A 25,759-nucleotide genomic window follows, 5' to 3' on the forward strand; every position below is an offset into this window, starting at 1 on the left:
CGCTGCCCCCTGCGGCGCGCCGGGGCCGGCGCGCGTCCCGGCTCTCCCGGCGGCCTGCTCGTGTCGGGGTTTCCCGGCGGTGCGATCGGGAAGTCGGCCCCGCCGAAGCGCACCGAACGCGTCGAAGGGAGCCGGCCTGTGGCTGTGGCGAACGAGCTGCTACTGAACTCGGTCCGGGTACGGCGGCCCGCCTCGGCCGGCGCTCCCCTTTACTGCGACGCGCTGGAGTACGGGCTGACCGGCGACGGCGCGACGAACGACCAGCCGGCGCTGGCCGCCCTCGTGGACCGGCTGGGCGCCGGGTACGCCTCGGACGGGCGCGCCCGGGTCATCTACTGCCCGCCGGGCATCTACTCGATCCGGGACGCGGGCACGGTGTGGCGCAGTGGAGTGTCGCTGGTGGGGGCCGGACCGGCGGCGACCCGGTTCATGCTCAGCAACGAGGGCAACCGGGCCGATCCGACTCCGTTGGCCTTCTGGACCACCGTGCAGCACGGTGCCGACCGGGACCGGCACATCGCCGACTGCACCTTCTCCGACTTCCAGATCGACGGCTCCGGCGTGGCGATGGCCGAGTACAACTACCTGGCCAAGGGTCTCGGTCTGCAGTACGTGGTGCGGGGGGTGTTCCGCAACCTCTACATCCACCACACCGCGGCCACCGGGCTGGGCTGCGACTTCCTCCAGGACTCGCTGATCGACGGCGTGGTGGTGGTCGGCTGTGGCCGCCTGGACAACGGCGAGCAGATGGGCGGCGCCGGCATCGGGGTCGGCATCGGCGGCTGGGGCACGGTGGAGCGGCTGACCATCGCCAACTGCACCACGCTTGCCAACGGCACCAACGGAATCTTCCTGGAGTTGCAGAAGGAGTACTGGGCGCCGCCGCGCGGCTACCGCATCATCGGCTGCCACAGCCAGGGCAACCGGTTCGGCATCTCCGACTGGGGCGCCGACGGTCTGATCGTCTCGGCCTGCACCATGACCGGCAACCTGGAGACCGGCTTCGACGTGTCGGCGCAGGGCACCTCGTCGGTGGCCGGCCGGGGTGGGCTGCTCACCGACTGCGTCATCGACGGCAACATGCGCGACGGGGTCAGCATCGGCAACAGCCCCGGCCCGTACACCGTGCGGGGCAACCGGATCAGCGGCAACGGGCGACACGGCTACCACGCGCACAACCTCGGACGCGGCTACCAGGGCTCGATCCGGGACGTGGTCATCGAGAGCAACGAGCTCTGGGGCAACGGCCTGGACGCGGTCCGGATCGACCACCAGATGACCGACGCGGTGCTGCTCAACAACCGGATCCGCAACAACGGGCGGCAGTGTGCCCAGGGCGCCGGCGGCACCGGCGACGCGGTCCGCTACAGCGAACGGTGCCTGGTGGACCGGTCGGCCAACTGGCCGCACGACGGGCACCGGGGCAAGGTGCTGCGGGTCGGGAAGGCCGTCGCCATGGTCGCCTCCAACACCGGCGACGAACTCGCCCTCGCCCCGGTACGCCCCGACGGGTTCACCGCGTGGAGCGGGGACGTCCCGCCGCCCGGCTGCGGATACGAACTGTCTCCGGCACCCCAGCGGCGAGCCGGGATCACGATCGACGCGGCGTTCGACTCGGCCACGGTGCGCGGCAACCGGATCTGGGACAACCACGACGACCAGACCCAGACGCACGGGCTGTGGATCACCGAGCGGGGCAGTTGTGTGGACTGCCGGGTCGAGGACAACGACCTGGCCGGCAACGCCGGCGACGGGATGCTGCTGGACACCCCGCCGGTGGGCGGGCGCTGGCGGGACAACCACGTCGACAGCGACTGGAGCTGAGCGGCGACCGGACGGCCGCTCGCACGCCGCGCCGGTCCGTGCCCCGCGCCGGCCGGAGGGCCGCTCGCACGCCGCGCCGGTCCGTGGCCCGCGCCGCCCGCGGGAGGGACGACGAACGGCGGCGACCGGAGTGCTCCGGTCGCCGCCGCTGTCATCGTGCGGTGGTCAGCCGGCCAGGCCGGCCACCGGGGTCGGGTCCAGCACGACCGTGGCCGAGCCCGACTGCGCGGGGTTGCCCGCGTCGGTGTACTCCGCGACGAACACGGCGGTCAGGTTGTCCGCACCGCTGTGCCCACCGTCGAGGAAGGTGGGAATGGTCCCGGAGCAACCCGTCGAGGTGGAGAGCGGGTGCCCGTGCTCGTCGTGCCCGAGCACGTAGGTGACCTTCACCTTGGAGCAGTCCACCGGCAGGTCGTCGGTGACCTTCACCTCGTACGCGACGGTCTGCCCGAACTGGAAGGGCTGCCCCGCCTCCGGGGTGACGAACTCGACGACCGGCGCGGTCGGCCCGACCACCAGCGGCAGGGCTGCCGAGGCGGACCGTCCGGTGCGGTCGGTCACCTTCAGCGTCGGCGTGTACGAGCCGTTCTCCGGGAACGTCCAGGACGCGTTCGGAGCGGTGCTGTCCACCGAACCGTCGGCGTTGAAGTCCCACGCGTAGCTGAGCTTGTCACCGTCCGGGTCGGTGGTGCCGGCGCTGGAGAACGCGACGGTCAACGGGGCCTGCCCGACGGTCGGCGTACCGCTGATCTTCGGGATCGGCGTCCGGTTGCCGCGGACGAAGTCGATCCGGGACAGCTGGGCGTCCGGGTTCTCGGCGAAGTAGCCGTCACCGTACTCCAGCACGTAGAGCGCGCCGTCCGGGCCGAACTCCATGTCCATCGGGTTGTCCACCACCAGCGACGGCGCCACCGGACGGATGTCCGTCACGTCACCGTCGGAGTCGAGGCGGAACTCCTTGATGTAGTCGCGGGACCACTCGTAGAACAGCGGCACCCCGTCGTAGTACGCCGGCCAGCGGGTACGCGACGTGCTGGTCCCGTCGTAGTCGTACGCCGGGCCGCCCATCGGCGAGATGCCGCCGGTGCCCAGCTGCGGGAACTCCGCGGACGGGGCGGCCGCGTACCAGACCTGCGGCTGCTCGACCGGCGGCAGCACGCGCTTGCCGGTGTTGTGCGGCGAGTCGTTGACCGGGCGCTTGCAGTTGAACTTGGCGCCGGACTGCCCGGTGGCGAAGTCGTAGTCGCGGTAGGCGATCGTCGGCGTCACGCAGTACGGCCAGCCGTAGTTCGCCGGCTTGTCGATGACCATCCACCGGCCGTGCCCGGCCGGGCCACGCTCCGGGTTCGGGTTGGACGCGTCCGGGGAGTAGTCACCCACGTACACGTTGTCGGTACGCCTGTCGACGGAGAACCGGAACGCGTTGCGCAGCCCCATCGCGTAGATCTCCGGGCGGGTCTGCGCCGTGCCCGGCTTGAACAGGTTGCCGGCCGGCACGGTGTAACCGCCACCGTTCTTCACCTTGATGCGCAGCAGCTTGCCGCGCAGGTCGTTGGTGTTGGCCGAGCTGCGCTGGGCGTCGAACGCCGGGTGCCGGTCGGCCCGCTCGTCGATCGGGATGTAGCCGTCGGAGGCGAACGGGTTGGTGTCGTCACCCGTCGACAGGTACAGGTTGCCCAAGCTGTCGAAGTCGATCTGGCCGCCGACGTGGCAGCAGATGCCCCGGTCGGTGGGCACGTCGATGATCTGCTGCTCGCTGGCGAGGTTGAGCTTCATCCCGTCCAGCTTGAACCGGGACAGCCGCAGCGCGCCCTTGAACGGCTGCCAGTCGGCCTCGGTGCCGGTCTCCGGCGCGTCCCCCTCGTTGACGCCGGGGGTCGCCGGGTCGTCCACCGGCGTGTCCATCGGCGGCGAGTAGTAGAGGTAGACCCACTTGTTCTGGGCGAAGTTCGGGTCGATGGCGACGCCCTGCAACCCCTCCTCGTCGTGCTCGTACACCGGGATGTCCGCGGCGAGGGTGTTCAGCCCGGTGCGCGGGTCGTGGATGCGGACCTCGCCGGTGCGGGAGGTGTGCAGCACCCGCAGGTCGGGCAGGACGGCGAGGCTCATCGGCTCGCCCGGGAAGTCGTTGAGTGTCACTTTCTGGAAGCTGGTGTCCGGCGGCGCGGCCGGCGCCGCGGCCGCTGCCGACGGTGGTACGGCCAGACCGGCCGTCACCAGCAGCAGGGCGGACACGAATGCGGTCCTGTTCATCAATTGTCCCCCGAGGTGTTTCAGTACCGAAGTGAGGCGAGATAGTCGAAGCCGACGCGAGCGGTGTCCAGGGCGTCGGCGGGGGAGCGGGGCGTGGTGCCGGCGTCGTCGCGCTCCACGATGTACTCCTCGATGCCGGCCTCCCGCTCGTGGGCGAAGATGCGGCCGAAGTCGATGACGCCGTCGCCGAGGTCGGCGAAACCGCCCTCGACGTCGAGGTCCTTGACGTGCACCTGGCGGATCCGGCCGCGGTTGGCCCGGATCACGTCGACCGGGTCGTGCGCGCCCCGCCACGTCCAGTAGAGGTCGAGCTCGAAGTGGACCAGGCGCGGGTCGGTCTGCCCGGTGAGGATCTCGAAGCCGGTCGAGCCGTCGGTCAACGGCACGAACTCCAGCTGGTGGTTGTGGTAGCCGAAGTCGAGCCCGGCGCGTTCGGCCAACCGGCCGGCCTTGTTCAGGTCGCGCGCCAGGGCCCGGTAGACGTTGGGGTCCCGGATCGCCTGACCGTTGGCGTCCCGACCGAAGTACGGGTGGACGATCTTCTTGCAGCCCACGACGTTGGCGTCGGCGAGGGCCTGCTCCCAGGTGGCGGCATCGAAGGGCTGCGGGATGCCGGTGTGCCCGGAGGTGGACCGCAACCCGGCCTCGTCGAGCGCCGCCCGGAACTGTGCGGCGGTGCGTCCGACGAATCCGGCGTGCTCCACCCGCCGGTAGCCGATCCGGCGCAGCGCGTCCAGGGTGCCGGGCAGGTCGGCGGCGAGCTGGTCGCGCAGCGTGTAGAGCTGGATGCTGATCCGGTCGACCGGGACCCGACGTCGGCCCTGGGACTGCCCGGCGGGCGCGGCGGCGGCCGGGCTGGCGAGCAGACCGGCGGCGCCGACGGCGGCGGCGGAGACGGTCGCGGCGCGGAGAACTCCGCGCCGGCTGATCGACTCGGACGCCGATATCGGACGGTTGAGCTGTTGATCCATGGTGGTGGTCCCTTCCTGACGGCAGGTACGCCGTCGGCGGCGGTCGACCTGGCTGCCGTCACCCGGGCACGCCGAACCGGCCGGAGGCGGGCTCCGGCTGGACGGTGAGGACGGTGCGCCGGTGCGGCTCAGCCCCCGTGGGGGCGGAACACAGCGAACCCGGCAGGGTGGCGGCAAGCTGATCGACTAATGGGCAACCCTCTATCTGGAAAGTGACCTTACCCTTGCCCCCGGACGAAGGCAAAGCTTCGTCGCGTTCGGCAGAAGTTTCACTTCAGGCGACAAAAGTCCGCCCTCGACGTGCGCCACCCGCCGTCACCTCCTACTTCTCGCGCCGGCCGGGCCGGGTGGACAGAGCGCCGCAGGCCTGATCCGTATCCGTGATGTCCCGATGACCTCATGTCACCGGGCCGGTGCGACCGGTCGCACCGGCCCGTTCGCGTCGCATCCCCCGCAGGCGCCGTCATCCGGACAGCCGGTCCGGGGTCGCGCAAGCAGAGCAAAGGGCCCGACAAGGGTCGCCTGTGCCGCTGTTCCAACAAGCGGAACATTGCCGGAAAATGCGTCGGTAAATGCGCCGCCGATTATTTCCGAATGCCGTGGACGTCCCTGTCGAGCGGGCGAGAATGGGGCGGAGGGAAGTCGAAAACGGGGGGACTGAACATGACGTCTAGGCGGCGATTGACGCTGTTGGCGGTAACCATCGCAGCCGCACCGCTCGTCCTGGGTGGGTGCACCGCCGACCGGGAGACGGCGAATGGATCGACCAAGCACCACGTCGCCGGGCCGGAACTCGCCGTGACACCGGGGGACAAGGCCCGGGACGTTCCGGTCAGCGCCGAGGTGGGCACCGTGGTCAGGGGCGGACGGGTCACCGGCGTACGCCTCACCGACGACAAGGGCAAGCCGGTCGACGCGGAGCCGCGCGAGGACGGCTCGGGGTGGGTGCCGAAGGGGCCGCTGCAACCACGGCGGACGTACACCGCCGAGGTGACCGCGACCGGGGACTCCGGTGCCACCACCACCCGCACCACCACGTTCACCACCATGGCCACGTCGACCAAACCGCAGATCACCAGCACCCTCTATTTTGTGGGTAATCGGACGTACGGCACGGCGATGCCGGTAACCGTCGCGTTCGACCCGGCAATTCCGAAAGAGGCCAGAGCGGATGTCCAGCGACGGTTGTTCGTGAAGACGAATCCTCCGCAGCCGGGCACCTGGTCGTGGCTCGATGACGGAAGCCAGGTCTATTACCGGGCGCCCGACTTCTGGAAACCGGGGACCTCGATCAGTGTCCGGGCCGGCCTGGAGGGCCTGCCGATCGGCAAGGACCGGGTCGGCGACGCCGAGCGGACCGCGACCTCCAAGATCGGACGCCAGCTCGCGTTGGAGGTCGACAACGCCACCAAGCAGATGACGGTGCTGCGCGACGGCAAGCAGATCCGCCGGATCCCGGTCAGTCTGGGCAAACCGAGCACACCGAGTTCCAGCGGCAAGATGGTGATCATGGAGAAGCACGAGCGGACCACCTTCGACACCCGGGGTGACCCGAACGGCGGCTATGTGGTCGACGTCGACGACGCCCAGCGCTACACCTGGGGTGGCGAGTTCATCCACTCCGCGCCATGGTCGGAGGGAGACCAGGGCAACACCAACGTCTCGCACGGCTGCGCCAACGTCTCCGCCACCGCGGCCGACTGGTTGATGGGGGTGACGCAGGTCGGTGACCTCATCACCGTCAAGGGCACCGAGGTGGACCTGCAGCCGGGCAACGGCTGGACGGCGTGGAACGTGAGCTGGGACCAGTTCGTCCGGGGCAGCGCCCTGCCGGTGCCGCCCGGGCTCAAGCCCGCGCCGGTCGCCCCGGCGCACCCGGGCGCGGTGGCCGGCGGTTCGCCCGCCCCGGCGCCCTCGGTCAGCGGCCGCTGAGACACCGGCACCCGGGGTCGGCCCGCCACCACGGCGGGTCGGCCCGGGCGTGTCAATCCAGGGGTACGCGGGCCACCCCGGGCCCGATCAGGCTGCCCAACCAGAGGTGTTCGCCGTGCTGGCGTACCCCGGTGATCATCCGGTACCGCCCGGTCGGACCGTGCAGCGTCCGGCGGACCGCGCCCGCGCCGTCGACGAGCGCGACCAGCCCGTAGCGGCGCGGCTGCGGCTGCAACGCGTCGGGCAGCAACGCGGCGATCTGACGCAGGCGCGGGTGCGGCAGCAGCCGCTCGGCGATCGGCACCCGCGGGCTGGGCAACGCGATCCAGTACGTCCCGTCGCCGACGGCGCAGAGATTGTCCGGGTACGCGGGCAGGTCGGCGAGCACCCGGACGCCACCGCCCAGGTCGACGCGGAGCAGACGGTGCGTGCTGGTCTCCACGAGCATCAACGCCGACTCGTCCGGGGTCAGCGCGATCCCGTTGGGGAAGTACAGCCCCTCGGCCACCACGTCGGTGCGGCCGCTGCCCGGGTGGTGGGCCAGCACCCGACCGTTGGGGCGATGCTCCAGCAGGTCCCGCTTCCAGTGCGAGACCGGGAACCGGTCGGAGGAGTCGGTGAAGTAGATGGTGCCGTCGCGCGCCACCGTCGCGTTGTTGGCCAGGTGCACCAGGGGTGCGGTCCCGGTCAGTTCGCGTACCGCGCCGTCGGGCGTCACCCGCAGCAACCCGCGGTACGCGTCGCAGACGACCAGAGCCTCACCCGACGCGTCCACCTCGATGCCGAGCGGTCGGCCACCGGTCTCGGCCAGCAGTCGGGGGCGGGTGCCGACCGGCGCGTCGACAGGCCACCACCACAGCCGGCCGTCCTCGTCGCCACTGACCACCCGGCCGGCGTCGTCGACAAGCACGTCCTCCGGGCCGACGGCGCCGTCGGGGAGGGGCAGCACCTCGGCTCGGTCGAGCCGTTGGTCCGTCGCAGCCCAGGCCCCGGCCAACGGCGGAGGCACGGTGGCCGGCTCGCGGACGGGCCGGATCAACCGTGGCGGCCGGGGCCGAGGGAGCAGCATCGGCCCATTCTGCACCGCCGGCGCCGCCCGCCGCCCATGATCGACACGGTATCCGTGGTGTCGCGGTGTCCCGCTGCTCCGGATACCCCGGTTTCCTGGAACCGGAGTCGATCAACGCGCGGCCCGGCGGTCGGGGGCACGGTGCGGAGCTGGGCCCCGGGCTGCTACCCCGAGGGGGACGAGGGGCACCTCGGGGTAAGACCCTGGGCGTACCCGGAATCACTCCCGCGGCGGCCGAAACTGTCGGTGGGGGCGGCTAGATTTCTCGGCATGGGAGAACGGATCGACCGGCTCGACGTGCAGGTCAGCGTGGGTGACCAAGTGGTCCTCGTGCGGGTGGCCGGTGAGGTCGACATCGCCACGGTGGCCGCGTTCCGGTCCGCGCTGTGGTCCGTGCCGGCCCGTCCGGTGATCCAGGTGGAGCTGTCCGGGTTGCGGCTGCTCTCCGCCGCCGGCGTCCGCACGCTGCTCGCCGCGCACCTGCGGGTCCGGGCGTGCGGTGGTGAGCTGGTCCTGGTCGACCCGAGCCCGGTCGTGGCCCGGGTGCTGCGCGCCACCGGCCTGCACCGGGTGATGCCGATCCTGGAGCCGGCTCGGGTCGTCGAGGCCGCCCGTCGCCCGGCGGTCGAGCCGGCCAACCTGCGACTGGCCGCCTGACCTCGAGCCCATCGCTGTTCGAGGGCCGTTGCCAGCGCGCGCTGGCGACCTCTGAGCCCTGTCACTGTTCATGGGCTGCTGCCGGCACGCGCCGACGACCCCTGAGCCGCCGTCGCTTGTCCGAGGGCCGCCGGCACGGGCCGACGATCCCCGAGCCCCTGTCGCTGTTCGAGGGCCGTTGCCGGCGCGCGCTGGCGACCCTGAGCCGCCGTCGCTTGTCCGAGGGCCGCGCCGGGGGCCGTCGGCGCGCGCCGACGGCCCCTGAGCGTCGGTCAGCGCACGTCGAGCAGGTCGACGACGAAGACGAGCGTCTCGCCCGGCTTGATGACGCCGCCCGCACCGCGGTCGCCGTACCCCAGGTGTGGCGGGATGGTGAGACGGCGGCGGCCGCCGACGCGCATGCCGACGACGCCCCGGTCCCAGCCGGCGATGACCTGACCGCCGCCGAGCGGGAACTCGAACGCCTCGCCCCGGTTCCAGGACGAGTCGAACTCGGCACCGGTGGAGTGCGACACGCCGACGTAGTGCACGCTGGCCAGCTGGCCCGGCTCGGCCTGCGGCCCCTCGCCCACGGTGATGTCCTCGATCACGAGGTCGGCCGGCGGCGCACCCTCGATCGGACCCACCTCGGGCTTGCCGGATCGGGCGCCTGCTGCCTGGTTCATGCGGGGATCTCCTGCCGTGTCGATTGATGTGTCCGGTCACCCTCGATCCTGCCGGATCACCCCCCACCAATGTCCGGCAGACCCGCCCACCCAGGCCCCAACCCACCCCCACCAGGTGTCGATCTCGCACTTTCGGTCGCCGGTATACGCCTGTTCGACGCCTCTTGTCGCGGCTGAAAGTGCAAGATCGGCGGGCGGGGCCGACTTCCGCGGAGCCCGGGTGCGGGCCGGGGCGCTCGCCTAGGCTCGGAAGCGGCCCGCGGGGTTGGTGGCGGGCGGTCGATGCGGAGGGCGTCGGTGGCTGAGGCGACGGTCGCGGTGCCCCTGTGGGCCTGGGCGGCCGTGGGCGCGGTGATCGCCGTACTGCTCGCCGTGGACGTGCTCCTGCACCGGGACAACCACGTCATCGGGCTCCGCGAGGCGCTGCTGTGGAGCGCCGTCTGGGTCGGCGCGGGTCTGCTGTTCGGGTTGGTCCTGTGGTGGGGCCTCGGCGGCGACCCGGCCATCGCGTACTTCTCCGGCTACCTGTTGGAGAAGGCGCTCTCGGTGGACAACGTGTTCGTCTTCGCCCTGCTCTTCGGCTACTTCCAGGTGCCGTCGGGCTATCAGCACAAGGTGCTGTTCTGGGGTGTCGTCGGGGCGCTCGTCTTCCGCCTGCTGTTCATCTTGGCCGGCGCCGAGCTGCTGGACCGGCTCACCTGGGCCGGGTTCGCGCTGGGCGCCTTCCTGATCTGGACCGGCTGGCGGCTGGCCGTACGCGGAAAGCCGGACGTCGACCCGGAACGCAACGTCGTGGTCCGGTTGTTCCGAAGGCTGGTGCCCACCGACGCCCGGTACCACGGGGACCGGTTCACCGCCCGGGTGGCCGGCCGACGTGTGGCGACACTGCTGCTGGTGGCACTCGTCGCCATCGAGGCCACCGACGTGGTCTTCGCCATCGACTCGGTGGCGGCGATCCTCGCCATCACCACCAACACCTTCCTGGTCTGGACGGCGACCGCGTTCGCCGTACTGGGGTTGCGCAGCCTCTACTTCTGCCTCGCCGGCCTGCTGCGACAGTTCGGCTATCTGCGGTACGGGCTGGCGCTGCTGCTCGGCTTCGCCGGACTGAAGCTCATCCTGGCCGAGACACCGGTGGGCAAGCTGCCGGTCTGGTCGACCCTGGCGGTGGTGGTGCTGACCCTGGTGGTCTCCATCGGGGCCAGCGTCGTGGCCGCGCGCCGACCCGACGTCGGCACCTGACCCGCCGGGGCCGCCCGCGTCAGTCGGTCAGCACCGGCCGGGACAGCTGCGCGGCCAGGAGCGCGGGCGCCTCGGCCAGGGACGGGCCGTACCAGGTGAGGTGTCGGCCGGAGAGCAGGGCACACGGTACGCCGGGAAACGCCTCCGGCCCGTCCTCGGCGGTGAACCGGTACGGCTCGTCGGGGAGCACCACCAGGTCGGGCTCCCGTTCGCGCAGCTCGGCGAGGGGTGGGCGGGGATAGCGCTCGGGGTGTTCGTCGTAGGTGTTGACCACGCCGAGCAGGCGCAGCACGTCACCGGCGAACGTGTCGCTGCCGAGCACCACCCACGGCCGACGCCAGACCGGCACCACCGCCCGGCGGGGTGGGGCCAGCCGGGGTGGCGCGGCCCACGACCGCCGAGCGGCCCGCAGCCAGTCCGGCTCGGCCGGCGCGCCCAACTCGGCCAGCAGGTCACCCAGTTCGGTCAACGCGCCCTCGACGGTACGCGGGTAGGTGACCCGCACCGGCACGCCGGCTGCCCGCAGCGCCTCGGCGTCGGCCCGGCTGTTCTCCTCGACGTTCAGCAGCACCAGATCCGGCCGCAACGCGCGGACCCGGTCCAGGTCGGGATACTTGCTGCCGCCGACGCGGGCGACGTCGAGCCCGGCCGGGTGGCTGCACCAGTCGGTGGCCCCGACCAGCAGCCCCGGCAGGGTCAGCGCCACCGCCTCGGTCAGCGACGGCACCAGTGACACCACCCGCATCCGCGCACCTCCGTCCGCCACCGGTCCCGACACCGATCATGCCCGCCGGGTCGGCGCGGCGCGGGTCAGGGTCGGCCTGGCTCGATGCGGGCGGTCACGTCGAGGTGTGCCGGCTGGCAGTCGGTCGTCGCCGCGAACCGGCGGACGGCGGCGCGGACGTGTTCGCGTACACCGGCGGTCGCCGCGTCGGTCGTCAGGTCCACCCGGATCCACACGTCGGGGTGCGGCGGTTCGCCGGTGAGCACCACGCGGGCTCGGCGTACCTCGGGGTTGGCGGTCAGGTCGCGGACCAGCGCGTCGGTGAGGACGTCGGTGGCCAGCCGGGTGCGGCCCGGTCGTCGCCCGGGGTGGCTCAGGGTGCCGCGCAGCGTACCGGCGGGTCGCCGCACCTCCCGGGCCAGGAGACGCTGCCCGGCCAGGGCGAGGAGTGCCCCGCCGACCGCCGCGGCCAGGGTGCTCCACGGTGTGGCCGTCCGCCACCGGTCCAGTAGCCCGGCGCTGAGCAACACCGCCTGCGGATCGGCGCCGGGCAGGGTGCCGTTGCCGGCCGCCAGCGCCGCCGCGCCGCCCGCCACCAGCAGCAGCGCGACGATCGTCCACAGGAGGCGGTGGCCGGCGTTGCTCATGCCGGGCGCCGACGGGGCTGTAGCCGGATGTCGATGCGTCCGGGGCGGGGCGCGGTGAGCCGGTGCAGTTCCTGGTGCACGGCGTACTCGATCTCCGCCCGGGCCGCCGGGTCACCTGTCGCGCGCACCCGGGGGCGCCACTGGCCGCCACGGCGTCGAACGCGGACCCGGGCGCGGCGTACGCCCGGCACCGCGCTGGCCGCGTCGGCCAGCCGCCGTTCCACACTGCGACGGTGCAGGTGCCAGCCGTCGTGGTCGTCGGTGCGCAACCGCACCGGTGCCCAGCGACGCAGTTGAGCGACCAGGATGACCAGACCCAGCAGCACGGCGCCGCCGGCCACCGCCCGGACCGTCGGGTCACGCCACCGGGTGCCGGTCAGGGCGTCGAACCAGCCGGTGGTGTCCAGCGGCGCCGACCGGTCCAGGGCGAGCAGGAGCGCCTGGACGGCTGCCAGTGCCCCGCCGACGAGCAGGCCGGTGGCCAGCAGCAGCGAGGCGACCCGGTTGACGTAGCGCATCTCAGCGGCCCTCGGTTGAAACGGTCGCGGGGGTCGCGGAGACGTCGACGCCCGGGACGAGCAGGTCGTCCACCGTGACCGTCACCGCCGCCACGCTGAGGCCGGTGGTGGCGCCCACCCGGTCGGCGACCACCGCCCGGACCGTCTCGGCGATGGTGGGCACGCTGTGCCCGTACCAGGTGATGAGGTGCAGGTCGAGTCCGACGGACCGGTCGTCGAGGCGGACCGCCGCCGGACGGACGACGGAGACGCCCGGCACCAGGCCGGCGGCCTGGACCGCGATCCGCGCGACCTCCGCGGCGTCGGACGGGCGGCCGGTCATCGGCGTCGCCGTGGCTCGGTGCGGCGGTCGCCGAGGCCGGTCACGGAGAAGTCTCCGTCGAGCACCCGGACCACCAGCCAGCCGAGCAGGCCGGCGAGGACGGCGATGGCGGTCACGCCGACGCCGGCGAGTGCCCAGAGCGCCACGGCGAGAAACCCGGCGAGGAAGCCGAACTGCTGACGCGACATGGTCACCTCCGGCCGGTCCGGTACCGGCGGTCGCTGGATACACCCGCCGGCCGCTCCTGGAACGTCACACGCCTGTGATCCCGGTCACATCCCAAGCCGGTGTCCGTTGATCGACCACCTAGACTCGGCCCGGCTCGACCGACCGGCGGATGGATCAGGCAGATGACGAGCATCGGCAGCGAGGACCCCGGCTGGCTGCGGGCGCTGCCCACCGACGGTGGGCGCGAGACGACGCTCAGCCGCGCCGGCCTCCGGGTCCATCCGGCCCGTCGGCTCAGCGATCTGGTCCAGGGTCGCCCGCCCGGGGTCACCGGCAGCCAGTGGAGTTCGGCCAGCCGTGCCAGCTTCGACTTCGTGGTCTGCGCCGCCGACACCGGCCGGGCGGTCGTCGCCGTGGAGATCGGCCCGGTGGCGTCCGCCGGCTCCGCCCAGCAGCGCCTCGAGCGCCTCAAGGACGCGGTGAGCGCGGCTGTCGGGCTGCCCGTGCTGCGGATCGGATCGTCGACGTTGCGTGCCGCCGAGCACGGCCGGCGCCTGGTGGAGTACGTGATCGACGCGCGCGCCTGGGCGGCCGGCGCCGCCGGGGTGACCGCCGGTGGCGACGACCCGGCCCCGGTGGGTTTCCGGGACATCCTCGGTCGGCTGCCGGACGGCCGTACCGGGCCGGTCAACGACCTCGGCGCGCTGACCCGGGCGGCGGCGGTCGAGGCGTACGTGGCGGGTCGGGTGGCCGACCCGATCGTGCGCGGGCTGCACGTGCGCTGGGCCGACGGACCGGCGCAGGGGTGGAGTTGGGTGCAGGTCCGCCCCGACGCCTGCCTCGTCGAGGAGGTTTCGGTGACCGAGCAGCGTTTCTCGTGCGGCATCGACGCGGCCCGACTGGCCGAGGATCTCGCCACCGTCGCGGTGGGGGAGCGGCTGCGGGTGGACGCCGGCACGGACCTGCTGCCGCGTGCCGAACTGACCGCGCGGATCGCCGCGCTGAGTCGGCGCCGCCACGAACTCGTCGGCGGATTCGGCTTCGACCACCTCTGCGCCGACTGACCGGCGTCCGTTCTACCTGCTGATTCCTGCCCCGGATCGGCTACGTCTCCGGTCCCGGCAATTTCCTTCGCGACGGTTGAACCTTCCCGGTCGGCGGCCCGTACTCCTGCGCGAATGAACAGGATCTCCCCATCCGCGTCCACGGGCGCGGGAGACGGTGCGGAAAGGGCATCGTCGGCCATCGACGCATTACCGGGTAGGTCGCGGTGCTCACCACCGTGGCGTGCGATCTCACATCCGTCGGTCCGCCGAGGGCAGGAATCCACTACCGGATCGAGAAGGAGAGCAATTCGATGCGCAGGTCCACACGGGCGCGCCGGTCATCCGGCAACGCGCGGAGCAAGCGTCTGCTGGCCGTTGTCGGCACGCTCGTGGTCTTCGGCGGAGTCGTCGCCGTGACCCAGATTTCGTCGGCCCAGGACCGGCGGACAAATAAGCCCCGTCCGGTTGCCGGGCAGTGCGTGGAGCCGAGCCCTGGTTCGACCGCGCCGGCTGGCGGCGCCTCGACCAGCCGGACCTGGCAGAACGGCCGCTGGGTGCGTAACCACTGGGGTGACGGGCAGCAGTCGGTCCCCGAGTGTGAGGACGGCAAGGACGGCACGGTGGGCACCGGCACGGCCATCGCCTGTCCGGACGTGACGGCGAAGTTGCCGCAGGTGCCGGCCCAGGCACGGGCCGAGGTGGATCGCAGTCTCGCCCAGTTGCAGGCCCAGATCGCCGAGGCGGACCGCCGGTTGGCCGCCGAGGGAAACAAGGGTGAGGCTTTCATCCGCAACGCGATCCTGCAGCCGCTGGCCGGAAAGCGGCGCGCGGTGCTGGACCGGATCACGACCGCGATCGACCGGGTCGGGCCTCGACCGCAGGGTCTGGCGCAGCTCGCCGAGTGCCAGGTGCAGCCGACCGGCAACACGGGCGGTAACAACGGTGGCGGCAGTAACGGTGGCGGCAACAACAACGGTGGCGGCAACAACAACGGTGGCGGCAACAACAACGGTGGCGGCAACAACGGTGGTGGCAACAACAACGGTGGCAATGCCCCCGGCGCCGGGCTCGGCGTGCTGGCCAACGACTGCGACGAGAGCCGGCTCCAGCCGCACGACGGTTTCCAGATCGGCAACCGCTGCGTCAGCACCGAGTTCGGTGAGGTCGGCGCCGCCGCCAACAACCCGTCCTTGTTGATCACCCAGTTCCCCGACCAGATCGGCCGCAACCAGGCGTTCACCCTGCGGGTGAGCACGCGCAACCTGGTCCGCGACCGCTTCTTGGCCGCCGGCCAGGGTGGCTACTACGTGGAGAGCTCGCTGCTCAACGCCCAGGGCCTGGTCCGGGGTCACTTCCATACCGCGTGTCGGATGCTGGACAGTCTGACCGCCCCGCCGGAGCCGCAGGAGGTGCCCGCCTTCTTTGTCGCGACCGAGGACGGCCGCGGTGGCGCCCAGCCCGACGAGGTGACGATCCAGATTCCGGGCCTGCCGGAGTCGGGTACCGCGCAGTGCTCCGTCTGGGCCGGTGACGGTTCGCACCGACTGCCGATGATGGAGCGGGCCAACCAGACCCCCGCGTTCGACTCGGTACGCATCGACGTCAACTGACCCAGTACGACCGACGGTGGCCGGTCACCCGGGGCGACAAACCCTGGGTGGCCGGCCACCGTCATGTCGTGTACCGAGACAATCCGACGGGGCCTCGCCGTGTCCGGCGCAACCCCGTCGGCGACCCGCGTGTCAGCGCGCCTTGTACGCCTCGACGACCTCAACCGGGATCCGGCCCCGCTCGGAAATTTTGTAGCCGTTCTTGACGGCCCATTCCCGGATGGCCCGGTTCTGCTCCCGATCCATTCCGGCACCGGTGGGTCGCCCCGGCCTCCGGATCGATCGGGCGCTCTCCACCGGGCCGCGGCCGATCCGCCGACCCGCATTGATGTACGGATCCAGTGCCTTACGCAAGACGCCGGCATTTTCGTCCGAGACGTCGATCGTGTAGGCCACGCCGTCGAGACTGAACTCGACCGTCCGGTCGGCCTTGCCGCCGTCCAGGTCGTCGGTCAGGACCGTGATTACTTTTCTCGCCATTGCCGATTACTCCCTGTGTGCGGCGGGATGTGTCCAAAGTCTGACCTATCAGCCCGGTAATCCGCAACAATACGCGTCCCATTCGGCGCGTCGTGATTCCGTTCGTTACCGAGAAAAACCGAGAATCGGTGGGTCGCAATCGTCGAGGAGGCCGGTGTGCCCGGCCACGGCGGCCGCCTCGGCCCGGTTGGACACCCGCAGCCGGCGCAGCAGCGCGGCGGTCAACCGTTTCACCGCCCGTTCCGAGACGTGCAGTTCTTCGGCGATGTCGACGGTCGTGCGGCCGGCGGAGATGGCCCGCAGCAGCCGCCGTTCCTCGTCGTCCAGGTCGACCGATCTGGCGTGCGGGGCCGCAGCAGGGCACGCAGCAACTCGGCCGGCAGCACCGCCCAGCCGTCGAGAACGGCCAGCATCGGGGCAGCAGTTGTTCCGGTTCGCCGGTCTTCGGCAGGAACCCCTCGGCGCCGGCCCGCAGCGCCTCCAGCGCCGGGGTGGGCTCGACGGAACCGGACATCGCGACCACCCGTACCCGCACCGAACGAGGGAGTTGGGCGGATCCCCTCGTCGGAGTGGCCTGGGTCACAAGCCGGAACAAGGGGAACGCTTTGTTACTTGAGTGAGACACGCTCAACTCAACGCGATAGCAGGTGTTCGATGGCAACTCTTCCGGTACTTCCCCTGACCGACGCCGTGCTGCTGCCCGGCATGGTCATCCCGGTGACCCTCGACCCGACCACCCAGGCCGCGATCGACGCGGCGCGGGCGACCGGCGACCGCAAGCTGCTGGCCGTGCCGCGCATCGACGGCGAGTATGGCCCGGTCGGCGTCGTCGCCACCATCGAGAAGGTCGGCCGGCTGCCCGAGGGTGAGCCCGCGGCCGTCATCCGTGGCCTGTCCCGGGCCCGGATCGGCTCCGGCGTGCCCGGCCCCGGCGCCGCACTCTGGGTCGAGGCGACCGAACTCGACGAACCCGCCCCCGCCGGCCGCGCCCGGGAACTCGCCCGGGAGTACCGCGCCCTGGTGACCTCCGTGCTCCAGCAGCGGGGCGCCTGGCAGGTCATCGACGCGGTGGAGCGGATGACCGACCTGTCCGAGCTGGCCGACTCGGCCGGTTACGCGCCCTGGTTGACCCTGGACCAGAAGAACGAACTGCTCGCCGCACCGGACGTCACCGCCCGGTTGGAGCTGCTTGTCGGCTGGGTGAAGGACTACCTGGCCGAGCAGGAGGTCACCGAGCAGATCAACAGTGACGTCCGGGAGGGGCTGGAGAAGTCCCAGCGGGAGTTCCTGCTGCGTCAGCAGCTCGCCGCGATCCGCAAGGAGCTGGGCGAGGACGAGCCGGACGGCTCCGCCGACTACCGGTCCCGCGTCGAGTCCGCCGAGCTGCCGGAGAAGGTCCGCGAGGCGGCCATGCGCGAGGTCGGCAAGCTGGAGCGGGCCAGTGACGCCTCACCGGAGGCGGGCTGGATCCGCACCTGGCTCGACACGGTGCTGGAGATGCCGTGGGGCACGCGTACCGAGGACAACACCGACCTGGCCGCGGCCCGGGCGGTGCTCGACGCCGACCACGCCGGCCTGGCCGACGTGAAGGACCGCATCCTGGAGTACCTGGCCGTGCGCAACCGGCGGGCCGAGCGCAACCTCGGCGTCGTCGGCGGTCGCGGCTCGGGCGCGGTGCTCGCCCTCGCCGGTCCGCCCGGAGTGGGCAAGACCAGCCTCGGCGAGTCCGTGGCGCGGGCACTCGGGCGCAACTTCGTCCGGGTCTCGCTCGGCGGCGTCCGCGACGAGGCGGAGATCCGCGGTCACCGGCGCACCTACGTCGGCGCGCTGCCCGGCCGGATCGTCCGCGCGCTGCGCGAGGCCGGCTCGATGAACCCGGTCGTGCTCCTCGACGAGGTGGACAAGGTCTCCGCCGGCTACGCCGGCGACCCGGCCGCCGCCCTGCTGGAGGTGCTCGACCCGGCGCAGAACCACACCTTCCGGGACCACTACCTGGAGGTCGACCTCGACCTGTCCGACGTGCTGTTCCTGGCCACCGCCAACGTGGTGGAGTCGATCCCCGGCCCGCTGCTGGACCGGATGGAGCTGGTCACGCTGGACGGCTACACCGAGGACGAGAAGGTCGCCATCGCCCGCGACCACCTGCTGCCCCGGCAGCGGGATCGGGCCGGGCTGACCGCCGACGAGGTCGGCGTCGCCGACGAGGCGCTCGCGCTGATCGCGGGGGAGTACACCCGGGAGGCCGGCGTCCGGCAGCTCGAGCGTGCCCTGGCCAAGATCCTGCGCAAGGTGGCGGTGACGCTGGCGACCGACCCGACCCCGGTACGCGTCGACACCGACAACCTCACCGGCTACCTGGGCCGACCGAAGTTCACCCCGGAGTCGGCCGAGCGCACGGCGGTGCCCGGTGTGGCGACCGGCCTCGCCGTCACCGGTGCCGGTGGGGACGTGCTCTTCATCGAGGCGACGAGCATGGAGGGCGAGCCAGGGCTGACCCTGACCGGCCAGCTCGGCGACGTGATGAAGGAGTCGGCGCACATCGCGCTGTCGTACCTGCGCTCCAACGGGCGCCGGCTCGGCATCGACCCGAACGCCCTGGCGGGACGGCGGATCCACCTGCACGTTCCGGCGGGCGCGGTGCCCAAGGACGGCCCGAGCGCCGGCATCACCATGGTCACGGCCCTGGCGTCGCTGGTCACCGGCCGCCCGGTCCGCCCCGAGTTCGGGATGACCGGCGAGGTGACGCTCTCCGGTCGGGTGCTGCCGATCGGTGGGGTGAAGCAGAAGCTGCTCGCCGCGCACCGGGCCGGCCTCACCGAGGTGATCATCCCGGCGCGCAACGAGCCCGACCTGGACGACCTGCCGACCGAGGTGCGCGAGGCGCTGACCGTGCACACCCTGGCCGACGTGGCCGACGTGCTCGCCCTGGCGCTGCGCCCGGCCGAGGTCGAGACGCTGGACGGTCCGGCGCTCTTCACGGTCTGACGCCGCAACCCCAAAGGACCCCCGCCGTCATCGGAGACGGCGGGGGTCCTTTGGTACGCGGAAAGAGGTCTACTGTCCCGCGTGAACCCTCAACTGCCTCTCCGCCGCGAGGCGGTCCCCTGGAGGAACCCCCGTGAACCTGGTGCTCTGGATCATCCAGATCCTGCTCGCCGCCGTCTTCGCCGGCGCCGGCTTCGCCAAGCTGACCCAATCCAAGGACAAGCTGCGTGAGCTGATGCGGTGGGTGGACCCGGTCCCACCGACCCAGGTCAAGGCACTCGGCGCCGTCGAGCTGCTGGCCGCCGTCGGGCTGGTGCTGCCCCCGCTCACCGGCATCGCCACCGTGCTCACCCCGCTCGCCGCCGTCGGGCTGGTCGTCGTCATGATCGGCGGCATCTCCGTGCACCTGCGCGACCGCAAGCAGCGCGACACGGCGGCCGAGCGTCGTACCGAGATCCAGGGCGCGATCACCTGTGCGGTGCTGCTCGTGTTGGCCGCCGTGGTGGCCTGGGGCCGCTTCGGCCCGTACTCCTTCTGATCCACCGCGCCGGCGACCGTCGTACCCCGGCGGTCGCCGGCGGCGTGCTCAGCGCTCGTCGCCCCCGCGGTCGCGGCGCACAGTGGCCTTGCGGCCCTTGATCGTGCTCTGCCGCAACCCGGAGATCACCTCGTCGGCCACCCCCTGCGGCACCTCCACCAGCGAGAACCGGTCGGCGATCTCGATCGACCCGATGTCGCGGCCACGGATCCCGGTCTCCCCGGTGATCGCACCCACCAGATCCTGCGGACGGACCCCGGCCCGTCGACCCAAGCCGACGAAGACCTGCACGGTGTTGCCGCCGCCCGAGCGCGGCCGGCCGCCGCCCCGCCGGTCGCCGCCCCGGCCGCCGGTCTCCGGTCGACCCTCGCGGGGAGCGCGCACCGGCACCTGCGGGATCTCCTCCTCGTCGTCGGCGCCCGGCGAGGTCACCTCGTGCGCGAGCTTCACGGCGGCGAGGGCGACCTCCATCAGGTCGAACTCGTCGGTCAGCGTCTCCACGATCACCCGGTACGGGTCGAGGTCGTCCTCCAGCAGGCTCTCCCGCAGCGCCGCCTGGGTCAGCTCCAACCGGCGGGTGCGCATGTCGGCCACGGTGGGGATCTTGTCGATGGTGATCCGCTGGCCGGTCACCCGCTCGATGGTCTTGAGCATCCGGTGCTCACGCGGCTCGGCGAGGGTGATCGCCACACCCTCGCGGCCGGCCCGCCCGACCCGGCCGATCCGGTGCACGTACGACTCCGGCGCGGACGGGACGTCGTAGTTGACCACGTGGGTGAGCTGCTCGACGTCCAGCCCGCGGGCGGCCACGTCGGTGGCCACCAGCAGGTCGGCGGTGCCCGCCCGCAGCCGGCCCATCACCCGGTCGCGCTGCTCCTGGCTCATCCCGCCGTGCAGGGCCTCGGAGCGGTAGCCCCGGCCGTTCATCGTCTCGGTCAGCCGGTCCACCTCCTCGCGGCTGCGGCAGAACACGATCGCGGCGGTGGGCGACTCCACGTCCAGCACCCGGCCCAACGCGGCCGGTTTGTGGGCCCGCGTCACGATGTACGCGCTCTGCCGCACCCGGGGCGCCTCACCCGCGACGGTCTGCTCCCGGCCGATCTCGATGCGGACCGGCTCACGCAGGTGCTGCCGGGCCATCCCGTCGATGCGCGACGGCATGGTGGCCGAGAACAGCACCGTCTGACGCTGCGCCGGAGCGTGCTCCAGGATCGCCTCGATGTCCTCGGCGAAGCCCATGTCGAGCATCTCGTCGGCCTCGTCGAGCACCACCGTGGCCAGCCCGCCCAGGCGCAGGGTGCCCCGGGCGATGTGGTCGAGCGCCCGCCCCGGGGTGGCCACCACGACGTCCACGCCGCTGTCCAGTGCCCGCAACTGCCGCCCGATCGGCTGCCCACCGTAGATGGGCAGCACCCGCGCGCCGAGGTCCTTGCCGTAGCGGTGGAAGGCCTCGGAGACCTGCACCGCCAACTCCCGGGTCGGCACCAGCACCAGCGCCACCGGGTCGCCGTCGCGGCGGTGGGGCGTCATGAGGTTCAGCAGCGGCAGCGCGAACGCCGCCGTCTTGCCGGTGCCGGTGGCCGCCTGACCCAGCAGGTCGCGCCCTTCCAGCAGCGGCGGGATCGCCTCCCGCTGGATGGGGGTCGGCTCCTCGTACCCGAGGGCGGCGAGCGCGCCCAGCAGTTCGGCGCGCAGCCCGAGATCGGTGAAGGCGCTCACCTCGTCGGTGCCGCCGGGGCTGGCGTCAATCGGTGCGTCGGTCGGTGCGTCGTGCTGTGCAGGTGCGGAACTCATGTGCCAAGCCTTTCATTACGCCGTCCGGGCCGCTGCGCCGACCGGCACAAGAGCGGTTGAGGCCGGGGCGGGGTCAGGCGTCGGTGGTCAGGATGGCCAGCACCATCACCGCGGCGACGGCCACGTCGAGCACCACGCAGAACTCGGCGTAGCCGCGCGGCACCACCCGGCGCTTGCGGTGGTGCACCACGTCCCAGCCGGCGTGCACCAACCACCCGATCGCCACCAGCCAGTCGGCGGTCCGCCCGCCGACCGTCACCGCGACCAGGATCAGGGCGACCCAGACGGCCAGACCGGCGAGTTGGGTGGCGAGCACGCCCCGCCCGCCCAGCGTGCGGCGGGCCATGCCGATCACCAGGTAACCGCCGGGCAGCACCAGCATCGTCCACGGGCTGAGCACGCTCGGGTCGACCCACATGTCCACGGTCAGCAGCAGCGCCAACCCGGCCGGCCAGCGGTGGGCGAGCGCCACCACGACCCGGTTTCGGCGTACCGGTGCCGGTGCCTCGTGTCGGTGTCGGACCGCCACCAGCACCATCGCGGGAATCATCAGCAGGTGACCGCCGAGCAGCAGCGCGTCGGCGTCGACCAGACCGGCCCGAAACGGCACGATCAGCAGCAGGAACGGGACGTACATCGCGGCGGCCATCTCGCCGACCGCGCGCCAGTGGTGCGCCCGGTAGCGCATCCACACCGTCATCCCGACTGTCATGTTCGTCGCCATCACCAGCGCGGCGACGTCCGGCCGGCGCAGCGCTCCGGCGAGACCCGACACGGCGCCGGCCGCGTCCCACAGTGAGCCGAGCAGCAGCATCCCGGCCAGCATCGCCAGCGCCATCTCGCCGAGATGCCACAGCAGCCGCCGCGCACCGGCGGCCGGCGCCGCGTCCGGGAGCGCCGCGTCCGAGGCCGCCGGCTGGGCGGTGGGCGCCGTCGCGGGCGGGGGTACGGCGGTGGCGGTGTCCGCGTACAACTCTGTCTTTTCCATGCCCTGACCCTGCCGGCGGCGCGGCGCGGTGGGCAGAACCGTTCGTCATCGGAAAACCGTGCGCGACGCACGGTTCAACCGTGACGCTCGTGGGGGTGGGCCGGGTGTCGGGCGGTCCTAGGATCGACGGGTGGCGAGCGAGGCGGTGACATCCCGGTCGGATCGCCGGCTGCACCGGGCCCGGCAGGCGACGCTGTTGTCGTTGGTCACCGGCGTCTGGGTGAGCGTCCTGCTCCCGGCGGTCGGTCTGACCCACGAGCCAGCCCCGGGCCGGGTGGTGCTCGGCGCGGTCGGCATCCTCGCCTTCGTGACCGCCCAGACCGTCGTGCTGTACGCGGCCGTGACGCCGTGGCTCGACTCGCGCTGGCGTCGCCGCGCCCAGGTGAGCCTGGCGGGGACGGCGGTGCTGACGGTTCCGCTGGTGGGCCCGGTGGCGGCCGGCAGGTGGCCGACCTGGGCCTGGCTGGGCGCGGCGCTGATCGGCATGGCGCCGCTGCTGCTGCGACTGCGCGCCGCGCTCGCGATGGCCACCGGCGTCCTGCTGGTGGCGGTGGCGGTCGCCGTGTGGACCGGAGGGTCCATCGCGCGTCACCTGGCCGTGACCGGCGGGATCGGGGCGGCCGTGGCGGCCGTCAACGGGTTGCAGATCTGGTTCTGGGGCCTGCTCGTGGACGCCCGGCAGGGCCAGGCCGCGCAGGTGCGGCTGGCTGCCGCCGAGGAGCGGCTGCGCTTCGCCCGCGACGTGCACGACGTGCTGGGGCACCACCTCACCGTGATCGCGCTGAAGGCCGAACTCGCCGCCCGGCTCGCGCCGGTCGACCCGGAACGGGCCGGTCGGGAAGCCGCCGAGGTGCAACGGCTCGCGGCGTCCGCGCTGACCGAGGTCCGCGAGACCGTGCACGGTTACCGGGCGGTCGACCTCGGTGAGCAGTTGGCCGCCGTGGCGGGGGTCCTGCGGTCCTGCGGGGTGCGCTGCACGGTGTCGCCGCCGCCTGCCGAGCTGCCCCAGTCGGCCGCCACCGAACTGGCGGCGGTGCTGCGCGAGGCGAGCACGAACGTGCTGCGGCACAGTCGGGCCGACTGGTGCCGGATCCACATCGACCGGGACGAGAACGGGGCCAGGATGACCATCGCCAACGACGGTGCCGACGACAGCGGCCCGGACGAGCACAGCCACGGCCTGCGCGGCCTGGCCGACCGGCTGGCCGCGGCTGGGGGAGAGCTGCGGGTCCGCCGGGAGGACAGCGTGTTCACCCTCGAGGCGACTGTGCCGGTGGCGTCGTGATCCGCGTCCTGCTCGCCGACGACGAGGACCTGATGCGGGTCGCGGTCGCCGCGCTGCTCGGCCTCGAACCGGACATCGACGTGGTGGCCCAGGCCGCCGACGGACCCACGGCGGTGACCGCGACGCTCGCGCACCGCCCGGATGTGGCGGTGGTGGACCTGGAGATGCCCGGTCTGGACGGCATCGCGGTGGCCGCCGAACTGACCCGGGTTCGCCCCGAGTGCGCGGTGGTCGTGCTGACCGGGCACGGCCGCCCGGGGCACCTGCGGCAGGCGCTGACCGCCGGTGCCCGCGGGTTCCTGCCCAAGGGCTCGCCCGGTGGTGCGCTCGCCGACGTGATCCGCCGGGTGCACGCCGGCGGCCGGTACGTCGACCCGTCGCTGGCCGCCGACGCGTTGACCCTGCCCGCGTGCCCGCTGACGCCCCGCGAGCTGGAGACGTTGCGGCTGGCCGAGTTCGGCGCCCCGGTCGCGGTGATCGCCCGCCGGGTGCACCTGTCCACCGGCACCGTCCGCAACCACCTGTCCGCCGCCGTGCAGAAGCTCGGCGCGGCCGACCGGGCCGCGGCGATCCGCGCCGCCCGGGACAACGGCTGGCTCTAAGGCGCGTCCTTCGCGGAGGACGATCTGGCTGCGGACCGGGGTATCCCCAACGAGCGTGATGCCTGTGAGTCATCAAGATGACTCACAGGCATCAGCGTGTCGGACGGGGAGGCGGTGGACCGGTTCACGTTCGACGCTCGCCGGCGTTACGCCGCGCGGGTGGGCGGTTGGGACGGCGGTCTGCTGGGTCGGCGGCGGTGACTGCAGCAGCACCGGCAAGCCGGTGTCCACCGTCGACCCGGAGGTGTTTGGGAGGGGCCAGTGGCCGGGCAAGCAGGAGCGAACTCCCGGGGTCTGCCGGGCGTCCTGGATCGGAGGCCGAGATGCGCTGGCTGCTCCTCCTGGTGATCGTGGTGCTGGTGGTGGGCGGGCTCTGGCTGCCCCGCCGCGCGAGGCGGGCGGGCAGATCGGTGCGGCGACAGGTGGACGAGTGACGAGAGAGTGAGCGGCGCGCTCGGCCCGATCCGCGTGGACGGTGCCGGCCGTCGGGCTAGCGTGGGCGCGTGCGTACCGTGGAACTGGTCTGCTCGCCCGGGTTGGACGTCGCGGTCCGGGTGGTCTGGGGCCGGTTGGCGGCGGCGGGGTTGCCCAGCCTGGCCCGCAACATCCACCCGACCAACCGGCCGCACCTCACGCTCGCGGCGGTGGACGACTTCCCGCCCGGCGTCGCGCACCGTCTGGCCGAGCTGTTCGACGCCGCGCTACCGGTGCCGGTCACCCTCGGCCGTGTCGTCGTCCTCGACGGCAGTGCCCCGCTGGTCTGGCTCGTGCGACCGACGCCCGCCCTGACCGCGCTGCACGCGGCCGTCTGGGACGTGCTCGCCGAGGCCGACGGGCAGCGGCCGTGGCACGCGCCGGGGGAGTGGGTGCCACACCTGAGCCTGGCCCTGCGGTTCCGCGACGCGGGCCTGCGCCGGGCCCGTGCCGTGAGCGGTGGGCAGCGCCCGGCAGGCGACTTCGTCGGCGCGCGCAGCTATGACGGTACGGATCGGACGGTGACCCCGTTGACCCGGCTCGGCTGAGGTCGTCGTGGGACCGGGCCCCACGTACGGCGGATCGCGGCGACGGTCACCGGCCCGAGCCCGCCCGCCCTGGGGCTGCGCTACGAGCGCGGTGGCGACGGCAGTGTGCCCAGCGCGCGTACCGCCGTCGAGGACACCGCGGCCAGGTCGGGCCGCGCGGGCAGGAACACCGTGGCGACACCCAGCGACTCGTTCATCGCGGCGAGCTTGTACTCGGCCCGCAGGTCGGTGGTGTTACGCAGGCCGCGGACGATCACCGCTATCTCGTGGCGACGGCAGTAGGTGGAGGTCAACCCGACAAGCACGACCAGGTGATCGAAGAGAGCGCGTGCCCGGTCCACCACGTTCAGATGCCCGGGAGTGAGGGGAGCGAAGCTGCCGGGGTAGACGGCTCGCACGCGGCCCGCACGTGTTCGT

25 protein-coding genes are annotated in these 25,759 nt (G+C 72.5%); 11 read left to right on the forward strand and 14 right to left on the reverse strand.

The annotated features are described in order from the left end of the window. The first annotated feature begins 144 nt into the window (after positions 1-144). On the forward strand, positions 145-1,824 hold the full coding sequence (locus AB0B57_RS29125) for a right-handed parallel beta-helix repeat-containing protein (RefSeq protein WP_357076915.1): 1,680 nt from the start codon (positions 145-147) through the stop codon (positions 1,822-1,824). Between the two features lie 165 nt (positions 1,825-1,989). Here AB0B57_RS29125 and AB0B57_RS29130 read toward each other — a convergent pair whose 3' ends face one another. Next, a complete protein-coding gene (locus tag AB0B57_RS29130; RefSeq protein WP_357076697.1) occupies positions 1,990-4,077 on the reverse strand; it encodes a PQQ-dependent sugar dehydrogenase in 2,088 nt (695 codons plus the stop codon). A 20-nt stretch (positions 4,078-4,097) separates the two neighbouring features. Further along, on the reverse strand, positions 4,098-5,048 hold the full coding sequence (locus tag AB0B57_RS29135; protein WP_357076699.1) for a sugar phosphate isomerase/epimerase: 951 nt from the start codon (positions 5,046-5,048) through the stop codon (positions 4,098-4,100). A gap of 663 nt (positions 5,049-5,711) precedes the next feature. Here AB0B57_RS29135 and AB0B57_RS29140 point away from each other — a divergent pair. Beyond that, entirely contained in the window at positions 5,712-6,980 is a 1,269-nt protein-coding gene (locus AB0B57_RS29140) for an Ig-like domain-containing protein (RefSeq protein WP_357076703.1), read from the forward strand. A gap of 52 nt (positions 6,981-7,032) precedes the next feature. Here the strand turns inward: AB0B57_RS29140 and AB0B57_RS29145 are convergent, their stop codons facing one another. Next, positions 7,033-8,049 (reverse strand): SMP-30/gluconolactonase/LRE family protein, encoded by a 1,017-nt coding sequence (locus AB0B57_RS29145; protein WP_357076706.1) that lies wholly within the window; start codon positions 8,047-8,049, stop codon positions 7,033-7,035. Positions 8,050-8,319: 270 nt separating this feature from the next. Here AB0B57_RS29145 and AB0B57_RS29150 point away from each other — a divergent pair, with 270 nt between their 5' ends. Beyond that, positions 8,320-8,706, forward strand: a complete 387-nt coding sequence (locus AB0B57_RS29150) for an STAS domain-containing protein (protein WP_357076709.1) — start codon at positions 8,320-8,322, stop codon at positions 8,704-8,706. Positions 8,707-8,978: 272 nt separating this feature from the next. Here AB0B57_RS29150 and AB0B57_RS29155 read toward each other — a convergent pair whose 3' ends face one another. Continuing rightward, complete coding sequence (locus tag AB0B57_RS29155; protein WP_357076712.1) at positions 8,979-9,371, reverse strand: FKBP-type peptidyl-prolyl cis-trans isomerase; 393 nt, start codon at positions 9,369-9,371, stop codon at positions 8,979-8,981. 297 nt (positions 9,372-9,668) lie between these two features. Between AB0B57_RS29155 and AB0B57_RS29160 the strand changes: the two genes are divergently transcribed. Beyond that, entirely contained in the window at positions 9,669-10,613 is a 945-nt protein-coding gene (locus tag AB0B57_RS29160) for a TerC/Alx family metal homeostasis membrane protein (RefSeq protein ID WP_357076715.1), read from the forward strand. Between the two features lie 19 nt (positions 10,614-10,632). On the opposite strand, the gene AB0B57_RS29165 is transcribed toward AB0B57_RS29160, so the two are convergent. From AB0B57_RS29165 to AB0B57_RS29185, 5 genes are all read right to left on the reverse strand, one after another. After that, positions 10,633-11,358, reverse strand: a complete 726-nt coding sequence (locus tag AB0B57_RS29165) for a helical backbone metal receptor (RefSeq protein WP_357076718.1) — start codon at positions 11,356-11,358, stop codon at positions 10,633-10,635. Between the two features lie 65 nt (positions 11,359-11,423). Beyond that, on the reverse strand, positions 11,424-11,984 hold the full coding sequence (locus tag AB0B57_RS29170) for a hypothetical protein (protein ID WP_357076721.1): 561 nt from the start codon (positions 11,982-11,984) through the stop codon (positions 11,424-11,426). Beyond that, positions 11,981-12,502 carry a DUF6286 domain-containing protein gene (locus AB0B57_RS29175; protein ID WP_357076724.1) on the reverse strand — a complete coding sequence of 174 codons (522 nt, stop codon included), beginning with the start codon at positions 12,500-12,502 and terminating at the stop codon, positions 11,981-11,983. Before AB0B57_RS29175 ends, AB0B57_RS29170 begins: the two co-directional genes overlap by 4 nt. Before the next feature lies 1 nt (position 12,503). Then, a complete protein-coding gene (locus tag AB0B57_RS29180; RefSeq protein ID WP_357076727.1) occupies positions 12,504-12,824 on the reverse strand; it encodes an Asp23/Gls24 family envelope stress response protein in 321 nt (106 codons plus the stop codon). Continuing rightward, on the reverse strand, positions 12,821-13,012 hold the full coding sequence (locus tag AB0B57_RS29185) for a hypothetical protein (RefSeq protein WP_357076730.1): 192 nt from the start codon (positions 13,010-13,012) through the stop codon (positions 12,821-12,823). Before AB0B57_RS29185 ends, AB0B57_RS29180 begins: the two co-directional genes overlap by 4 nt. A 162-nt stretch (positions 13,013-13,174) precedes the next feature. Between AB0B57_RS29185 and AB0B57_RS29190 the strand changes: the two genes are divergently transcribed. Together AB0B57_RS29190 and AB0B57_RS29195 are read left to right on the forward strand one after the other, a co-directional pair. After that, positions 13,175-14,056, forward strand: coding sequence for a DUF2726 domain-containing protein (locus AB0B57_RS29190; protein ID WP_357076733.1), 882 nt, complete (start codon positions 13,175-13,177; stop codon positions 14,054-14,056). Between the two features lie 293 nt (positions 14,057-14,349). Next, positions 14,350-15,648, forward strand: coding sequence for a hypothetical protein (locus AB0B57_RS29195; protein ID WP_357076736.1), 1,299 nt, complete (start codon positions 14,350-14,352; stop codon positions 15,646-15,648). Between the two features lie 132 nt (positions 15,649-15,780). On the opposite strand, the gene AB0B57_RS29200 is transcribed toward AB0B57_RS29195, so the two are convergent. Together AB0B57_RS29200 and AB0B57_RS29205 are read right to left on the reverse strand one after the other, a co-directional pair. Then, positions 15,781-16,128, reverse strand: coding sequence for an Lsr2 family protein (locus tag AB0B57_RS29200; protein ID WP_357076739.1), 348 nt, complete (start codon positions 16,126-16,128; stop codon positions 15,781-15,783). A gap of 105 nt (positions 16,129-16,233) precedes the next feature. Beyond that, positions 16,234-16,521 (reverse strand): helix-turn-helix transcriptional regulator, encoded by a 288-nt coding sequence (locus AB0B57_RS29205; protein ID WP_357076918.1) that lies wholly within the window; start codon positions 16,519-16,521, stop codon positions 16,234-16,236. Between the two features lie 261 nt (positions 16,522-16,782). On the opposite strand from AB0B57_RS29205, the gene lon reads away from it, so the two are divergent. Together lon and AB0B57_RS29215 are read left to right on the forward strand one after the other, a co-directional pair. After that, complete coding sequence (lon, locus tag AB0B57_RS29210) at positions 16,783-19,113, forward strand: endopeptidase La (RefSeq protein ID WP_357076741.1); 2,331 nt, start codon at positions 16,783-16,785, stop codon at positions 19,111-19,113. Between the two features lie 133 nt (positions 19,114-19,246). Then, entirely contained in the window at positions 19,247-19,651 is a 405-nt protein-coding gene (locus AB0B57_RS29215; protein ID WP_357076744.1) for a DoxX family protein, read from the forward strand. Between the two features lie 48 nt (positions 19,652-19,699). Here the strand turns inward: AB0B57_RS29215 and AB0B57_RS29220 are convergent, their stop codons facing one another. Both AB0B57_RS29220 and AB0B57_RS29225 read right to left on the reverse strand, forming a co-directional pair. Next, positions 19,700-21,445: a DEAD/DEAH box helicase gene (locus AB0B57_RS29220; protein ID WP_357076747.1), complete on the reverse strand. Its 1,746-nt coding sequence runs from the start codon at positions 21,443-21,445 to the stop codon at positions 19,700-19,702. Between the two features lie 73 nt (positions 21,446-21,518). Continuing rightward, a complete protein-coding gene (locus AB0B57_RS29225) occupies positions 21,519-22,433 on the reverse strand; it encodes a DUF6010 family protein (RefSeq protein WP_357076750.1) in 915 nt (304 codons plus the stop codon). Positions 22,434-22,563: 130 nt separating this feature from the next. On the opposite strand from AB0B57_RS29225, the gene AB0B57_RS29230 reads away from it, so the two are divergent. The 3 genes from AB0B57_RS29230 to AB0B57_RS29240 all read left to right on the forward strand — a co-directional run bounded on the left by AB0B57_RS29230 (position 22,564) and on the right by AB0B57_RS29240 (position 25,342). Beyond that, the gene (locus AB0B57_RS29230) at positions 22,564-23,718 is read left to right on the forward strand and encodes a histidine kinase (protein WP_357076753.1); all 1,155 of its coding nucleotides are present in this window, start codon (positions 22,564-22,566) and stop codon (positions 23,716-23,718) included. Beyond that, complete coding sequence (locus AB0B57_RS29235; RefSeq protein WP_357076756.1) at positions 23,715-24,320, forward strand: response regulator transcription factor; 606 nt, start codon at positions 23,715-23,717, stop codon at positions 24,318-24,320. The genes AB0B57_RS29230 and AB0B57_RS29235 overlap by 4 nt, the downstream gene beginning before the upstream one ends. 503 nt (positions 24,321-24,823) lie before the next feature. Next, entirely contained in the window at positions 24,824-25,342 is a 519-nt protein-coding gene (locus AB0B57_RS29240; protein WP_357076759.1) for a 2'-5' RNA ligase family protein, read from the forward strand. Positions 25,343-25,422: 80 nt separating this feature from the next. Here the strand turns inward: AB0B57_RS29240 and AB0B57_RS29245 are convergent, their stop codons facing one another. Next, positions 25,423-25,740, reverse strand: a complete 318-nt coding sequence (locus tag AB0B57_RS29245) for an adenylyltransferase/cytidyltransferase family protein (RefSeq protein WP_357076761.1) — start codon at positions 25,738-25,740, stop codon at positions 25,423-25,425. Positions 25,741-25,759: the final 19 nt, after the last annotated feature.

The sequence above is a fragment of the Micromonospora sp. NPDC049101 genome (genome assembly GCF_040648675.1).
Classification (GTDB): domain Bacteria; phylum Actinomycetota; class Actinomycetes; order Mycobacteriales; family Micromonosporaceae; genus Micromonospora.

What these genes read in the sequence shown, in the direction of transcription:
- AB0B57_RS29175 (WP_357076724.1), bottom strand. Translation starts at nt 12,502, where the DNA reads ATGCGCTACGTCAACCGGGTCGCCTCGCTGCTGCTGGCCACCGGCCTG.
- AB0B57_RS29135 (WP_357076699.1), bottom strand. Translation starts at nt 5,048, where the DNA reads ATGGATCAACAGCTCAACCGTCCGATATCGGCGTCCGAGTCGATCAGC.
- AB0B57_RS29165 (WP_357076718.1), bottom strand. Translation starts at nt 11,358, where the DNA reads ATGCGGGTGGTGTCACTGGTGCCGTCGCTGACCGAGGCGGTGGCGCTG.
- AB0B57_RS29150 (WP_357076709.1), top strand. Translation starts at nt 8,320, where the DNA reads ATGGGAGAACGGATCGACCGGCTCGACGTGCAGGTCAGCGTGGGTGAC.
- AB0B57_RS29155 (WP_357076712.1), bottom strand. Translation starts at nt 9,371, where the DNA reads ATGAACCAGGCAGCAGGCGCCCGATCCGGCAAGCCCGAGGTGGGTCCG.
- AB0B57_RS29140 (WP_357076703.1), top strand. Translation starts at nt 5,712, where the DNA reads ATGACGTCTAGGCGGCGATTGACGCTGTTGGCGGTAACCATCGCAGCC.
- AB0B57_RS29180 (WP_357076727.1), bottom strand. Translation starts at nt 12,824, where the DNA reads ATGACCGGCCGCCCGTCCGACGCCGCGGAGGTCGCGCGGATCGCGGTC.
- lon (WP_357076741.1), top strand. Translation starts at nt 16,783, where the DNA reads ATGGCAACTCTTCCGGTACTTCCCCTGACCGACGCCGTGCTGCTGCCC.
- AB0B57_RS29145 (WP_357076706.1), bottom strand. Translation starts at nt 8,049, where the DNA reads ATGCTGCTCCCTCGGCCCCGGCCGCCACGGTTGATCCGGCCCGTCCGC.
- AB0B57_RS29220 (WP_357076747.1), bottom strand. Translation starts at nt 21,445, where the DNA reads ATGAGTTCCGCACCTGCACAGCACGACGCACCGACCGACGCACCGATT.
- AB0B57_RS29200 (WP_357076739.1), bottom strand. Translation starts at nt 16,128, where the DNA reads ATGGCGAGAAAAGTAATCACGGTCCTGACCGACGACCTGGACGGCGGC.
- AB0B57_RS29225 (WP_357076750.1), bottom strand. Translation starts at nt 22,433, where the DNA reads ATGGAAAAGACAGAGTTGTACGCGGACACCGCCACCGCCGTACCCCCG.
- AB0B57_RS29185 (WP_357076730.1), bottom strand. Translation starts at nt 13,012, where the DNA reads ATGTCGCGTCAGCAGTTCGGCTTCCTCGCCGGGTTTCTCGCCGTGGCG.
- AB0B57_RS29190 (WP_357076733.1), top strand. Translation starts at nt 13,175, where the DNA reads ATGACGAGCATCGGCAGCGAGGACCCCGGCTGGCTGCGGGCGCTGCCC.
- AB0B57_RS29195 (WP_357076736.1), top strand. Translation starts at nt 14,350, where the DNA reads ATGCGCAGGTCCACACGGGCGCGCCGGTCATCCGGCAACGCGCGGAGC.
- AB0B57_RS29170 (WP_357076721.1), bottom strand. Translation starts at nt 11,984, where the DNA reads ATGAGCAACGCCGGCCACCGCCTCCTGTGGACGATCGTCGCGCTGCTG.
- AB0B57_RS29130 (WP_357076697.1), bottom strand. Translation starts at nt 4,077, where the DNA reads ATGAACAGGACCGCATTCGTGTCCGCCCTGCTGCTGGTGACGGCCGGT.